The organism is Paenibacillus sp. GCM10023250 (assembly GCF_042653205.1).
Taxonomy (GTDB): domain Bacteria; phylum Bacillota; class Bacilli; order Paenibacillales; family Paenibacillaceae; genus Paenibacillus_Z.
Window position 1 is genome coordinate 299,427 of the sequence record NZ_JBHSHY010000001.1, and the last position, 13,626, is coordinate 313,052.

Below are 13,626 nucleotides of genomic sequence, written 5' to 3' on the forward strand. Positions count from 1 at the left end.
TGGTTCTCCTCTCGCATTCATTTCTTGGAAACATTAGGATGAAGCCGTCGGCTGGCTCAGTAAAGGAATCGAAACCGAAATCACAGTTCCGGAATTGAATGCGCTTTCAATCATTACGCCGAACGGACTGCCAAATAAAGCATCGATACGTTCGCGTACATTCCGAATCCCGTACCCTCCCTTTACCTTTTTGCGGTTGTCCGGTCCGTTGACATGAAATCCTCTGCCGTCATCCGTTATCCGGAACGTAATTCCGCTATCGGACGAGAAGGCTTCGATCAGGATGAACCCGCTGCTGCGGCCGTGGAAGCCGTGAAGGATGGCATTCTCGACGAATGGCTGCAAGGTAATTTTCGGGATCAAAGAGGTCGTTAACGATTCCGGAACCCGGACATCATACTCAAGCCCTTCCTCCCAGCGAAGCTGCTGAATGCGAAGGTAGCACTCCACATGCCGAAGCTCGTCGGCGATCGGAATCAGACTCTCTCCGTTGGAAAGCCCGATTCGAAACATTTGCCCCGTCAGCTCAAGGATTTCACTGATCTTATGTTGCCCCTCCTGCATCGCCATCCAATTGATTTGATCCAGGGTGTTATATAGAAAATGTGGATTAATATTCGCTTGAAGCGCTTTCACTTCCGCTTCGCGCTGCCGGCGATGCTGGACTTCAAGCGCCTTGTACAATTCGTCGATGCGTTCCATATGCCTGCGATAGCTGTTAAACAAATAGCCGAATTCATTCCGGTAATCGTCGGGCAGGAACACTTTGCTGCTGTCAAATGCGTATTTCCCCATCGCCTGAACGAGGATCCGGAGAGGCTTAATAAGCTGTCTCGACATCGATAAGCTAATGGCAATTGTAATAAGAATCGTGGAGAGGCCGATGATCAATAAGAGTTTAGCCAGTTTAAAGCCCCCGCTCGTCACGTTCCTCCATGGCGTGATTTCGGTTAACGTCCAATCGGTATTGAACATTTTGGACCAGGCGAGCAAATACCGCTGGCGGTTCGCTGCATCGATTCGCAAGCTCCCGGCTTCGCTTCGCGGATCTGTTACATAAGCGGAGATGTTTGCTGCGATCGGCTGGCCCACCGCAACAAGCAGATTGCCGCCGGAGTCGAACAGCATGCGGTTAGCGGGTTCAGATCCGGCTTGTATCAGACTCCGGATTGCGGATGCCTTCACGTTAATCAGAATAAGCCCTTGATATTCATCCGTGCTGGAGTAGATTTTTCTTGCGAAGCTCAAGACGGACATTTGCCCTTGGAACGTGTCGATGGTATGCTCTCCGATCCAGGTAAAATCCGTCGTTTTCACCGCCGGGTACCAGCTTTCCTGTGATAAACGCGAAAGCTTATAAAATTGCACCGATCTTTGCCGGTCGGAACGGACCGGATGCTCGATGTAGAGTTGAATGGAAAAGATATTCGAAACGCTATTGGCAATATTGGTCAAATATTGAAGCGTATCGTTGAATTTTTTATTGCGGGAATAATCGTCATCGCCGGTATACGAGAGATATTCGAGAAAATCCATGTTGAGCGTCGTGGAAAGCGAGATTTGCTCGATCGCATCCAATTGAATCACCAATTTTTTGTTCAACTCGGTGAGCAGCCCTTGTTGATAGTAGGAAGCGGTTTTCGATAATTCCTGGGATGACACCGTATACGAAATCCAAGTAATAATAAGCGTCAGCATGAAGATCGATCCGGCAAAGCAGGCAAAGACGATGCGATCCCAGCGGTAAATTTTTAACGGGTTGTTCATTCTCTGTCCTCCGGCATGACAAGACCGAATATTATGGCGCGTTCGTGCATTTTAGTACCCTCCCGATTTTCAGTTGACTATCACCTTTCATCCTATATCATCACAAATACAACTTCCTAGAAGATATTGCCTCAAAAGCGGACAATCTTGCTCATATGTCATCGTAAAACGACCATAAAAAAAGGCCAACCAGTAGAGACTGGTTAACCTGATCATACGAATAGCCGCCCATAAAGGTCACCCGAACAACTGAATGACCAGTTCTTCTTCAAATCCATGTTTGCGGTAAATGGTCTGTCCCATGTCACTTGCCTGCAGAACAGCTAACGTTGCGCCCGCGGCTTGCATGTCTAGCAAGGCATGCCCCACCATAACGCCGCCGATTCCCCTTCTACGGAATTCCTTCAACGTAGCGACCATGTACAAGCCTCCTACGTCGCCAGTGCGGAACGTCATGGCCGTTCCTGCCGGCACGTCATCCACATAAGCTAGAAAATACTTCATTTGTCCTTCGGGATCATACACAAATGCTTCGGTAAAGGCATTGGCCAATTCGTCCGGCAGGCCATATTCCGCCACGAACACCCGTTTGAACCTCTCCAGCTCTTCTTCCGTCTGGACGGTCACGATGCTCAAGCCTGGCATAGGAGGTTGTTGAATCGCCTTTCCTTCCAGATTAACCGCCATGCCGGACATGGTCCCGACCGGTAGAAATCCATTCGTCTTTAGCGTTTCGACTACGACTTCGTCTAGTTTATGAGAATAGACATGCCACACGCATTTCGCGCCGCGTTCTCTATAGGAGTCGATCATAGACTTCACCTGCCCGGCTGCTTGGCTCTTATCGTCATCAGCCGCTTGATAATCGAATACGCGATTAAATATCGTTAACGGCAGCTCCGTTTCGATTCTTGCGCTATTTTCGGCACGAATAAATTTTGCGTAAGGACTGTTATCGCCCAAACGTTCAAACGTTTGGATCATGTTCTCCAAGATGGCGTCCTTTTTATTTATCATTTCGCTATTCTCCCTTCAACCGATCCTTTCGATCAAGATCGAAATCATTGTTATCTGCGGTACCCGACAAGTTGTTAGATCGACCATTCTCATATTATGGATTTATCCTAGCAGTGTCAAGCTCGCTATTCAGCATATCAAGTTGTGAACGCAAACAGGGAGCAGCTGCCACGCGGCGATCTGCTCCCTGTTTGCGATGCTACAGTTTCCCGATTTAGTCCGGCGGATCAGATCTGCCTGCTCTACGTGAGGGCTACATCTGATTCCATGGCTTTAAGCTGGCTCGAAATGATACCAAGGTGCATGGCTTCGTGCATTAGTGCGAAATTGAAAAGCTCGCCGGAGGTCATGAATTGGAACGGGCCCATTTGGTATGGCGATTGCAGCTTCACGTCCAGCATCTCGGGCGTCAGTTCTGAGAGACGGGACAGCTGCGCCATTAACTGTTCGGTCAGCTCCTCCTTCGAGGGCGGAGCAATCATCCATTCCGACGGTTTCGTTCCGGAGCCGAACAAGGATTCATAATGAGGCGGTATTGCAGACGGAACTCCGAAGGATAGAGCGGCGTATCCATCCATCCAATTAACGATATGACCGGCATTCCAACGAATCGTGTTATTAAAGCCTCTCGCTTGAATATCGAATCGATCTTCCGAAATGCCTTGGAGCTGCCCGATCACGAGCTGATGCAGTACTTTTCCGCTTGCAAGAATCGTATTGGCCATGATTAACGCCTCCCGTGTCCATTGTTGAACGTATCGCTGTCACATTTAAAGGGTACTCCCCTCTCCACCTCGCAGCCATCACGAGATTCCGATTCAAATGATCGGTTTCAGTAATGATCGTATGAAGGCGTGGTGTAACCTGGACTTTCATTTATAATGAGTAGAGAGCGCTTATGAAAAGGGGGAACGAGGAGTGGAGTTCAGGCAACTCGAGTATTTTGCCGCCGTTTGCAAGGAAATGCATTTCTCTAGAGCGGCAGAGAACCTGTGCACGACACAGTCGAATCTGAGTCAACAGATCAAGTTTTTGGAAAACGAGCTCGGGATACCTCTATTTGATCGCATTGGCAAACGGATTGCTTTGACGGAGGCAGGTACGATCTTGCTGGATCAATGTCATCTTATTTTCGAACGCATCGACTATATTAAGGGAGCGATTACGGATCTGAAGCGTTTGGAAGCCGGCAGGCTGGACATCGGGATTCTTCCTGGAGATGGAGATTTGCTGTTCGATACATTGCTGATCAATTTCCACCGTACCTATCCCAAGCTGTCGATACGCGTAACGGAGACCGTGGATGTCTATGAACAGGTTGTTGACGGCACAAGGGATCTGGGCGTTACGGTTGTGCCTGCGAATCCGGATGATCGCATCTCGATCGTTCCGTTGTTCCACGAGGAGTTTGCATTGGCCATCCATGCGGATCACCCCTTCGCGAAGTCAAAGGCGATCCCCTTCGAACAATTGCAGCAGCTTAAGATGGTGATGTTCGGGCCAGAGCATCAAATTACGAAGGTCATTCATTCCTGCTGCCAAGAAAAGGGAATCACCCTAGAGAATCCAATCGTGACCTCTACGCTATCGACGCTGCTGTCCTTAGTCGAACAAGGATTAGGCGCGGCCATTCTTCCGCGGCTGCTGCTCGATTACCTCAAACGCCATAAGATCTCAGCCGTCACGCTGCTCCATCCGACGCCAAGCCAGGATATTTGCATTCTCTATCGAACGGATAAATTTATGGGGCAAGCTGCAAAAATATTTATCGAAGAGCTGAAATCTTTTGTTCAAAGCGTAAAGGAACTTTCCACGCGGTCTTTGGGGTAAATGGCCGGGGCTGGTATAAATTAAAGGAGCAGTTGCCGTGGCAATCTGCTCCTTGTTAATCATCTGCTGCTATTTGACGCGTCGGCCGATGACTTATTTCTTGCGTTCTAACGTTCTAAGGATGAAGGACGAAAAATCATTTGGCTTTCGACCTAATAGCCATGTTAAAACATTAGAATTGCCTCTAGACCCATGTTCATTGTAATGCTGAAACATCTTTAAGATTGTCGTGACTTGATAGTCTCCCGCTCCATGTTTTTTTAATTGCGATGCGAGCATTTCGTGTGAAGGCGTTTCAACTTTAATCTCATGGCCAAACTGCTGTTCCATGGCGGCTATCATATCGGACAACGATAAATTTTCAGGCCCGCAAAGTTCATACGTGGCCCATGTATGTCCTGGACTCGTAAGAATGATTGAAGCCGCCTCAGCCAAATCCTCTAAGTCAACCATACCGATGCGTGTTTCTTGCGTCGTAAAATAGTTTTGTTGGAAGATGCCTTGCTCAGTAAGCGACTCCCAAGACTCGAGAATATTCTGCATCAATACCCCAGGCTGAATAATCGTATAGGGGATACCCGAATTCACCAGGCGCTCCTCGATGAGCAGTTTTTTGTGGTGATGCGGCATTTCATGAATGAGGGGATGGATGACGGAATGGAAGACAACATGTTCGATTTCGGCCAAGCGGGCTGCTTCGATGATCTAGTGCTTTCACTACTGCACGACCCGTTTTCCCGCTGATCAATTCCATAACATATTGCGGCTTTAAGACGGCCTCCGAGTCCGTGTAGCGAAGCGGGTACCGCTGCTTAGTTGCTTGTAATTCCTCCAGCCAAGCGTCCGATTTTGCCGGTTTTGCATGCGCATTCGCCAGTTGAAGGACGGATTTGACGTCGCCGATGCAGGGGATCGCCGTCGGCACGATTTTGCTGATCTCCGCGGGATCGATGTCGATGTGCGCGATCGTGTTCGCCTTGGGCGCGAACCCGCTCGTTTTCATCGTGACCCGGTCATCGAAGCGCGCGCCGATGCCGATCAGCAGATCGCAGTTCTGCAGCGCCTTGTTCGCCGTATACGTGCCGTGCATTCCCGGCATGCCCAGCCATAATTCATGGGCGATGGGGAATCCGCCCAATCCAAGCAGCGTCGTCGTGACCGGTATTCGCGTTGTGCCGACGAATTCGAGCAGCTCCTTGGCCGCGTCCGAATGGATGACGCCCGCTCCCGCCAGAATAACCGGAGGTTCGGCTTTTTGGATCGCTTGGAGTAAGGCCGCGATTTGAACCTTATCCGGGATCGTATCCGGCTCATACCCGCGAATTCGCAGAACGCCCGTCGGATATTCGAAGCGCATCGTTTGGCTCGTCACGTCCTTCGGAATATCGATCACGACCGGGCCCTTGCGCCCGGTTGAGGCGATGTAGAAGGCTTCGCGGATGATCCCCGGCAGTTCTCGGACATTGCGAACCAAATAAGTATGCTTCGAGATCGGCATCGTGATTCCGGTAATATCCGCTTCTTGAAATGCATCGGTGCCGATAAGCGGCGTGGCGACGTTGCCGGTGATCACGACTAACGGAACGGAGTCCATATGGGCCGTGGCGATGCCCGTGACGAGATTCGTAGCTCCGGGACCCGACGTCGCGAAGCATACGCCGACTTTTCCCGTTGCGCGCGCATAGCCGTCCGCGGCGTGGATAGCCCCCTGCTCATGCCGCGTTAAGATATGCTTGAAATCCGGATTCGCTTGAATGGCGTCGTAGATATTCAGCACACTGCCGCCCGGAATGCCGAACACGCATTCCACGCCTTCGAGCAGCAAGCTTCTGAGCAGCACTTCCGATCCGGTTACAATTTCGTTGTTCATGAGCTCGCGCATGCTTTCTTCCGTCGAGTGTTGCCTATCGGTCTCGATCATGCTGTAGCCTCCCTTTGGCAGCGTATACCGGTGTTGTGCTTTCCGCGGACCATGGATTACGAATGATTTGCCGTTGCCTCATTGTATGTAATTTGAAATTTCCGATCAATACCGCGTTTTCTATCAGTCTGATAGGCTAGGCCGATCATTCGTGCGGCCGTATCCGCCTCCTGGATAAAATTGACCCAAAAAAAAACAAAAAGCCGCGTTTTCGCGGCCTTAAACTTGCTGCACGATTGGCACGAGTGAATTGGAACCAATTCGTCCCTAGCGCTTTTTTCGCATTTACTCTCATTAGGACTTTAACTTTGCAATTGATAGGTTAACACGATAGTGGCCATACTTTAAGATGCGGTCAAGAAAGCCTTCCATGTCTTCATTTGCGGCAAAGTGCGCGGTCAACAAAAAAGAACATCCATCCCCACTGATCCGGTGTACTTCGGTAATCGCCTCTTCCACTCTGAAAAACGTATAAAACGCTGGATGATTGACCGCATCCACATAAATCTGAATAAATGCAGTCAAAGGCTGTCCAAGTTTCGCCTTATTCGTCGCAATCGTATATTGTTCAATGATGCCTAGATCCTCTAACCTTCGAATTCGGTTGCCCACAGCTTGCCCCGTCATATGAATCTCTTGACCAATATCCTTCCATTGCATCCTTGAATTTTTCCTTAATAATTCCAGTATCTTGAGATCCACATCATCAATCATAAGTCGTTCTTCCTTTCATCATGAAACTAGGAAGCAGAAAACCGTTTCATCAACTTATTCTGTTCATTCGTAATCGTCTCTATACTTAGCTATATCAACTTACCCCTACAAGTCGAGGAGCTATCTTAATATATAGCACAGACAAGTAGGAATACAATGTAAGTTTACGAAGGGGTGTAAGAGATGAATGCAACCGTCTCAAAGAAAGTAACGATTCGTTCGTATATGATTGCTTTTCTATTTATTATCTCGATGATTACCGCTGCAGCGATCTTGAACGATCACCAGCTTATTCTGCCAGAAGCTGCAGCAATGGCGGTTGCGATGTGGGTGTACCGGGAAGAAGGATGGATCAGACAGCCTGCGAAGATTTTTCTTGCACCGTCTATCACCGCTGCCCTCGGTTTCGTGGTCAATCACTTCAATATGCCTTATCTAGCAAAGGTTAGTCTGGCCATCGTACTCATCATGCTCACTATGCGTATCCTTCAATCCAACTTAGCACCGTCGATTGCAACGGGTTTACTGCCGTTGGTTGTGAATGCAACCGAATGGTCGTTTATGATATCGGTGATCATTGAAACGTTCCTATTAATGCTCGGCGTTCTCGTATTTCAATTCCATAAAGGACTTGAGAAGAAAGTTAAGCTAAATTACAGGTATATGCTCGTTTTCTTGGTGATGACGTTCGTGTGGATGGGTTTATGCTGGCTTGTTGGACTTCAACAACTTACGGTTATTCCGCCGGTTCTCGTTGTTGTGTTTGAATCGCTTCAGAAGCCGATGTATATCGGCAAGATGGCTTTTAAGCAAGTCGTTGTGTTGACAATCGCTGCGACGGTCGGAACGCTGTTGTACTTGGCTATTGGCAGGTGGATCGTGGTAACGGCGTTAGATATGATCGTCATGCTGATTCTGTTGCGTATTGTCGGCATGCGCATGCCGGCCGCGTACGGTTTTACACTGCTGCCGTTAGTTTTCCCGAAAGATCATGTTCCGATGTTGCCGTTCGTTTCATTGGTTGCCTCTGCATTGCTGTTAACCTTGGTGCTGGCGTATAAAAAGGTTGAAATGAAGCGAAGGACGTTCTCGCCCGCGCCCAGACCGGACGCCGAGGAATGATGAGGCCGCCGTTCCCATATATTAGGCTATACCCTGTCTCATGAAAGGAGGCTGGCGATGTACAGTGATCAACCGGCTCATCGGACGGCTGCTTCTTCGGCTTCCCAATGCCCAGCCACAATTGAAGTCATCGGCGAAGGAACGGTAACCGCAACCCCCGATCAGGCTGTAGTCGTGCTGGGCACCATTTCGGAAGGCTCCGATCTGCAAACGGTCCAATCCGTTAACGCGGCAACCGTGACGAATATCATCGACGACATGCTTCAACTGAACATCCCCCGTGAAAACATGCAAACGTCCGATTACCGTATCGAAGCCCAGTACGATTTCGAGGAAGGCCAATCGATATTTCGGGGATACAAGGTTACGCATCTTCTGCAAATCACGCTCGATCACATCGGTCAAACGGGAACGGTCGTGGACACGGCCGTGGACGCGGGCGCTAATCAGGTAAGCAGCATCCGGTTTCAGCTGAAGCAGCCGGCGCTATACGACAATCAAGCGTTATCGCTAGCCGTTCTCAATGCCCAGCAGAAGGCCGCCTCGATTGCGGGCACGCTCGGGATTCCCCTGCCGGCCGTTCCGAGTAAAGTTCGTGAGATGCCGGATTCGGCTAACGCCATTCCTTTCGCCCCTTCCCTACTCGCAAAGAGCGCCGCCACTCCGATCTCACCGGGCCAGATGAACATTACCGCCTCCGTCCAGGTGACCTACCAGATTCATTAACCGCATTAATTCGATAACGGAACGTGAAAACGGCCTTCTTCGCTTTAGGAAGAAGGCCGTTTTGTCATTAATCATGCTTTAAATGCTGCAGCGTTTGAATGAACATTTGTTCCACATGGCTGTCATCCAGGGAATAAAACACGGTCTTCCCGACTTTGCGGCGCTTCACGATGCGCAAATTACGAAGGAACCGGAGCTGATGCGAAACCGCCGATTGTCCCATTCCAAGCACCTGCGTTAAATCATGAACGCAAAGTTCGCTTAAGGTCAGCGCATGGATGATTTTGACGCGCGTCGGATCTCCCAGCGTCTTAAACAGGTCCGCCATGTCGCTGGCCGCGGTATCGTCAACCATGTTGTCCTTCACGAGCGACAGATCCGCTTCCGTTCCGTCACACGTATCGTCGCATGCGTCTTGCATGATTTTTTCGACCATGGCTGCCTCCCCGATAGCATTTATTCGTAAAAATTATTATAGCACAAAAAGCATTCGGGAATAATGGGTACCCTTAATCCAGCCTCCCGCATATCGTAGCTATACGCGCACACTAACATATGAATAAATGCTCAATAATGCACGAAGGATAGCCGTTCCTGTTTCGCCTTCGATTCCTCTGCATTTTCCCCAATTTGGAAAAATGGGTTTGACACTGAACACGTTCAAGACATATCATATGAATATATGTTCATGTGTAGTTCAGAAAGGAAGGGCGGCTATGAACGAGTATCGCGTGAAAGGGTTATCCTGTGGCAATTGTACATTGGAACTGGAACGCCAAATTCAAAAACTCCCATTTGGCGGCTCAGCTTCGCTTAGTTACAACTCTGGCAAATTGAAGCTGGATCCTCGTGTCGAAATGACGGCTGTCGAGAACATTTTAAAATCAGACCGTGCCTATATCGATCCTCAAACGCGTCCTAATGAAGGTACGCATGACGCACATGGTCATCATCATGATCACGACCATGGTCACGGTCACAACCATGATCACAACCACAACCATGGACACGATCATGATCATAATCACGGACATGATCATGATCATGCTCACGAACATGGAAATACCGCAAGCATGATCAGACTGCTGCTGATCTCGGCCGCCATTTATGCCGCTGCTCTCCTATTGGGCAGCTTCATTCCGGAATCGGTTCAAATCGGCTTGTTTATTGCGGCAATTGTTCTGAGCGGTTACTCCACGTTCCTTCGGGGATTGAAGAATTTGGCAGCGCTCAAGTTCAATATCGACACCTTGATGACGATTGCCCTCATTGGCGCGGTGGCCATCGGAGAATGGAAAGAAGCGACGCTGGTCGCGATCTTATTCGGATTGAACGAGGTTCTCGAAGGTCTGGGCATGGAGAAGGCTCGGCGTTCCATGGAGACGCTGCTGCAGGTCGCTCCTAAAGAAGCCACTAAAATCGAGAATGGCCAAGAGCGCGTCGTCCCCATCGCGACGCTCACGGCCGGCGATCTGGTACTGGTAAAGCCCGGTGACAAAATCCCCTCCGACGGCACGGTCGAAGAAGGCCGAAGCTCCGTCAATGAAGCGGCCATTACGGGCGAATCGCTCCCTGTCGAGAAATCGGGCGGAGACCCTGTGTTCGGCGGCAGCATCAATAATGAAGGCGTGCTGCGCATTCGCATCGAAAAGGCGTATAAGGATTCCTCCCTGGCGAAAATCCTGCATCTCGTCGAAGAGGCCCAAGAAACCAAAACGCCGACCGAGCTCTTCATTAATAAATTTGCTCGTTATTATACGCCGCTCATCATGATCATCGCGGCGCTAGTTATCCTGGTGCCGCCTCTGCTGTTCGGGGGAGACTGGAGCAAATGGGTGTACCAGGGACTGGCCGTACTGATCGTTGGCTGCCCGTGCGCGCTGATACTGGCTTCGCCGATTGCGATCGTATCCGGGATCACGCGTAACGCAAGGAACGGCATCTTAGTGAAAGGCGGTGTCTTCCTCGAGCAATTGGGCAAAATCGACACCCTGGCCTTCGATAAAACGGGAACGCTGACGAAAGGCGAGCCGCACGTCGAGCAAGTCGTGGCGTATGACCGGGAACGCTTCTATCCCGTTGCCGGCGCGATCGAGAAGTCCTCCTCTCACCCTCTGGCCAAAGCGATTCTAAACAAGCTCTCGGAACTCGGCATCGCGATTCCCGAACCGGATGAGATTCAGACGGTTGCCGGTCAAGGCATCGCCGCAACCGTGCAAGGCGTTCGCTACTGGCTTGGCAATGAGCATAGCATGGCGCATCTCACGATTCCTTCCGATGTTCGCCAGGACATTCAAGCGCTTAAGGAGCAAGGACTAACACTCGTTCTGTTAGCGGATTCGGAAGCCGTTCTCGGCATGTTCGGCATAGCCGACGAGATCCGCGAGGAGAGCAAGTCGGTGATCGCCGAGCTTCATCAAGCAGGGATCCGCCAGACCGTCATGTTAACGGGGGATCACGCGAAGACCGCGGAAAAAGTAGCGGGCCTCGTCGGCGTTACGTCGTATTACGGGAACCTGCTTCCCGAAGATAAAGTCAATAAAATAAAAGAGCTTGCCAAGACCGGAAAGGTAGCCATGATCGGTGACGGTATCAATGACGCGCCGGCACTTGCCTCGGCGCAGCTTGGCATCGCGATGGGCAAAGGAACGGACATCGCGATCGAAACGGCGGATATCGTCCTGATGCAGGACCATCTCGGCAAGCTGCCCGAAGCCGTGAAAGTCGCGAAACGCGTCAACGGAATTATTCGGTTCAACATCGCCGTCGCGCTTGGTCTAAAGCTCATCGCCCTGCTGCTCACCGTTCCGGGCTTACTGACGCTATGGTTTGCCATCCTGTCCGATATGGGCGCCACGATCTTCGTAACGTTGATCAGCTTGACGGTTCTGGTCGGCAAGAACAAGCGTTGACCATGGCCGCCGTACAGCCAACTGCTTACAGCGGCCGATGGATATGATACGATACAAGTTAGTATATCTGAAACCGCGTTCGTTTCACAAAGGAGATCCAGAATGAGACCAAACGTTATACCAACTGTCATCGGACTGCTATCCGCCGCGCTTTTTCTCGGAGGGTGCGGTATGTCGGCGGACAAACAGAATCATGCGCAGAATCATGCCATGCAGCACGCAGCGAATGGCGACATCAGAGAAACCACCGGCTCGCTCGATCGGCTCCCCGCCTTCCTCGATGATCAACCCTCTGAGGTCAAAGCGGCTTACTCCATCGCGGCAAGCGTACATGAGCTGCTCGCTTACATTCCCTGTTACTGCGGTTGCGGCGAGAGCGCCGGGCACCAAAGCAACTTGAATTGCTTTATCCACGAGATGCAAGCGGATGGTTCCGTCATCTGGGACGATCATGGCACGCGCTGCGGCGTATGTATGGAGACTGCGGTGCTGACTGCCAAGCTGAAGCAGGAAGGAAAGTCCTTAACCGACATCCGTAATACGATAGACGGATTATACCAGCAAGGCTACGCGGCACCGACACCTACTCCGATGCCGATGTGAGGTCGTTTCGATAGGATAATGACCAAGAGCACCGTTCGATGAACGATGCTCTTGGTTTTGTTCAAGCACGATGTCGAACCCGGCCACCGGGTTCAAATGGATTTCAACAATCCGCTGATTTCGCTTAGATGTTCAGCAAAGCCAACAAACACGTTGTCACCGATCACGATCGTCGGAACAATCTGCTTGCCCGTCAAGTCCCAGACTTCTCTGGGATACTTGGGGTCCTCTTCGCAATTGAACTCTACGTAACGGACATCCTGTTCGTCGAAATAACGCTTGGCATAATGGCAGTCGCTGCAGGTCGGGATCGTATAGATTGTTACCGGTTCTTTCATCGTACGTACACTCCTTTTGATTCAGGATCGCTTCCTTACCTTCCGTTCAGCGCGAGCTGCCGGAGCGCTTCAAGCGAGACCCGATCCACGAATTTGCTGAACTTTTCTTTGCCTTTGGCATGTTCTTTATAATAATCGATAAGAGCGGAGATGGAAGGCACGAGCCGGTCTTCCGTTATTCCCTTCACGAGCAGCTTGGCGAAGGACGTCTTCAGCCCCTTCGGTTCGCCGCCAACGTAGATGTCGAATGTATCTCGCATTTTCACAACGCCGATATCCTTAAGCAGCGGTTCACTGGTGCCAAGTGCGCATCCCGCGTAGCCGATCTTCAGAGGCGTTGGCGTTTCGATGCCGGCGATCGCTCGATTGAGCGTTTTGGCCGTTTCGAGTCCCGCCTCCTCGGCCCCTTTGCAGAAGTTGCAGGCTAGTAAGCTTTTCGTCGCGAATCCCGCCGGATTTACTTCAAGTCCTTGACGCTCAAGCTCCTCCGAGATCGCTGCCCGCCGTCCAACCGGAACCTCGACATAGAGCTGTTTGAATGAAGTCATCTCGATTTTGGCATCTGCCCCTGCAACGGAACCGATAATCGCCAGCTGCTGCGGCGTGAACAGGCTCCCGCCCAGCTGGATCGGAGGGCTTACGGCAATTTTGGTCTTGTCCGCCAAGGGAATCTCTC

13 protein-coding genes and 1 pseudogene are annotated in these 13,626 nt (G+C 50.7%); 5 read left to right on the forward strand and 9 right to left on the reverse strand.

What is annotated here, in order from left to right; translation table 11 throughout:
* Positions 1 to 33: 33 nt before the first annotated feature.
* From ACFPB1_RS01365 to ACFPB1_RS01375, 3 genes are all read right to left on the reverse strand, one after another.
* Complete coding sequence (locus tag ACFPB1_RS01365; protein ID WP_379221066.1) at positions 34 to 1,767, reverse strand: cache domain-containing sensor histidine kinase; 1,734 nt, start codon at positions 1,765 to 1,767, stop codon at positions 34 to 36.
* 237 nt (positions 1,768 to 2,004) lie between these two features.
* Entirely contained in the window at positions 2,005 to 2,784 is a 780-nt protein-coding gene (locus tag ACFPB1_RS01370) for a GNAT family N-acetyltransferase (protein WP_379221069.1), read from the reverse strand.
* Positions 2,785 to 3,026: 242 nt separating this feature from the next.
* Complete coding sequence (locus ACFPB1_RS01375) at positions 3,027 to 3,509, reverse strand: DinB family protein (RefSeq protein WP_379221071.1); 483 nt, start codon at positions 3,507 to 3,509, stop codon at positions 3,027 to 3,029.
* 193 nt (positions 3,510 to 3,702) lie between these two features.
* Between ACFPB1_RS01375 and ACFPB1_RS01380 the strand changes: the two genes are divergently transcribed.
* Positions 3,703 to 4,614 carry a LysR family transcriptional regulator gene (locus tag ACFPB1_RS01380; RefSeq protein ID WP_379221073.1) on the forward strand — a complete coding sequence of 304 codons (912 nt, stop codon included), beginning with the start codon at positions 3,703 to 3,705 and terminating at the stop codon, positions 4,612 to 4,614.
* Between the two features lie 93 nt (positions 4,615 to 4,707).
* Here the strand turns inward: ACFPB1_RS01380 and ACFPB1_RS01385 are convergent, their stop codons facing one another.
* The 3 genes and pseudogenes from ACFPB1_RS01385 to ACFPB1_RS01395 all read right to left on the reverse strand — a co-directional run bounded on the left by ACFPB1_RS01385 (position 4,708) and on the right by ACFPB1_RS01395 (position 7,249).
* Positions 4,708 to 5,301 (reverse strand): SDR family oxidoreductase, encoded by a 594-nt coding sequence (locus ACFPB1_RS01385; RefSeq protein WP_379221075.1) that lies wholly within the window; start codon positions 5,299 to 5,301, stop codon positions 4,708 to 4,710.
* 28 nt (positions 5,302 to 5,329) lie between these two features.
* Positions 5,330 to 6,535 (reverse strand): annotated as a pseudogene (locus ACFPB1_RS01390) (thiamine pyrophosphate-binding protein); the annotation flags it as partial.
* 294 nt (positions 6,536 to 6,829) lie between these two features.
* Positions 6,830 to 7,249, reverse strand: a complete 420-nt coding sequence (locus tag ACFPB1_RS01395) for an Lrp/AsnC family transcriptional regulator (protein ID WP_379221077.1) — start codon at positions 7,247 to 7,249, stop codon at positions 6,830 to 6,832.
* A 183-nt stretch (positions 7,250 to 7,432) separates the two neighbouring features.
* Between ACFPB1_RS01395 and ACFPB1_RS01400 the strand changes: the two genes are divergently transcribed.
* A complete protein-coding gene (locus tag ACFPB1_RS01400; RefSeq protein ID WP_379221079.1) occupies positions 7,433 to 8,371 on the forward strand; it encodes a hypothetical protein in 939 nt (312 codons plus the stop codon).
* A gap of 57 nt (positions 8,372 to 8,428) precedes the next feature.
* On the forward strand, positions 8,429 to 9,097 hold the full coding sequence (locus ACFPB1_RS01405; protein WP_379221081.1) for an SIMPL domain-containing protein: 669 nt from the start codon (positions 8,429 to 8,431) through the stop codon (positions 9,095 to 9,097).
* Positions 9,098 to 9,164: 67 nt separating this feature from the next.
* Here the strand turns inward: ACFPB1_RS01405 and ACFPB1_RS01410 are convergent, their stop codons facing one another.
* Positions 9,165 to 9,533 carry an ArsR/SmtB family transcription factor gene (locus ACFPB1_RS01410; RefSeq protein ID WP_379221083.1) on the reverse strand — a complete coding sequence of 123 codons (369 nt, stop codon included), beginning with the start codon at positions 9,531 to 9,533 and terminating at the stop codon, positions 9,165 to 9,167.
* Positions 9,534 to 9,813: 280 nt separating this feature from the next.
* Between ACFPB1_RS01410 and ACFPB1_RS01415 the strand changes: the two genes are divergently transcribed.
* Both ACFPB1_RS01415 and ACFPB1_RS01420 read left to right on the forward strand, forming a co-directional pair.
* The gene (locus ACFPB1_RS01415) at positions 9,814 to 12,009 is read left to right on the forward strand and encodes a heavy metal translocating P-type ATPase (RefSeq protein ID WP_379221085.1); all 2,196 of its coding nucleotides are present in this window, start codon (positions 9,814 to 9,816) and stop codon (positions 12,007 to 12,009) included.
* A gap of 102 nt (positions 12,010 to 12,111) precedes the next feature.
* Complete coding sequence (locus tag ACFPB1_RS01420; protein ID WP_379221087.1) at positions 12,112 to 12,612, forward strand: PCYCGC motif-containing (lipo)protein; 501 nt, start codon at positions 12,112 to 12,114, stop codon at positions 12,610 to 12,612.
* Positions 12,613 to 12,704: 92 nt separating this feature from the next.
* Here the strand turns inward: ACFPB1_RS01420 and ACFPB1_RS01425 are convergent, their stop codons facing one another.
* The gene (locus ACFPB1_RS01425) at positions 12,705 to 12,950 is read right to left on the reverse strand and encodes a glutaredoxin family protein (protein ID WP_379221089.1); all 246 of its coding nucleotides are present in this window, start codon (positions 12,948 to 12,950) and stop codon (positions 12,705 to 12,707) included.
* 35 nt (positions 12,951 to 12,985) lie between these two features.
* Positions 12,986 to 13,615, reverse strand: coding sequence for a nitrite reductase (locus ACFPB1_RS01430; protein WP_379221091.1), 630 nt, complete (start codon positions 13,613 to 13,615; stop codon positions 12,986 to 12,988).
* Between the last annotated feature and the right edge of the window lie 11 nt (positions 13,616 to 13,626).

Coding starts and splice junctions, on each gene's coding strand:
- ACFPB1_RS01410 (WP_379221083.1), bottom strand. CDS start 9,533: ATGGTCGAAAAAATCATGCAAGACGCATGCGACGATACGTGTGACGGA.
- ACFPB1_RS01375 (WP_379221071.1), bottom strand. CDS start 3,509: ATGGCCAATACGATTCTTGCAAGCGGAAAAGTACTGCATCAGCTCGTG.
- ACFPB1_RS01415 (WP_379221085.1), top strand. CDS start 9,814: ATGAACGAGTATCGCGTGAAAGGGTTATCCTGTGGCAATTGTACATTG.
- ACFPB1_RS01365 (WP_379221066.1), bottom strand. CDS start 1,767: ATGAACAACCCGTTAAAAATTTACCGCTGGGATCGCATCGTCTTTGCC.
- ACFPB1_RS01425 (WP_379221089.1), bottom strand. CDS start 12,950: ATGAAAGAACCGGTAACAATCTATACGATCCCGACCTGCAGCGACTGC.
- ACFPB1_RS01420 (WP_379221087.1), top strand. CDS start 12,112: ATGAGACCAAACGTTATACCAACTGTCATCGGACTGCTATCCGCCGCG.
- ACFPB1_RS01400 (WP_379221079.1), top strand. CDS start 7,433: ATGAATGCAACCGTCTCAAAGAAAGTAACGATTCGTTCGTATATGATT.
- ACFPB1_RS01395 (WP_379221077.1), bottom strand. CDS start 7,249: ATGATTGATGATGTGGATCTCAAGATACTGGAATTATTAAGGAAAAAT.
- ACFPB1_RS01370 (WP_379221069.1), bottom strand. CDS start 2,784: ATGATAAATAAAAAGGACGCCATCTTGGAGAACATGATCCAAACGTTT.
- ACFPB1_RS01405 (WP_379221081.1), top strand. CDS start 8,429: ATGTACAGTGATCAACCGGCTCATCGGACGGCTGCTTCTTCGGCTTCC.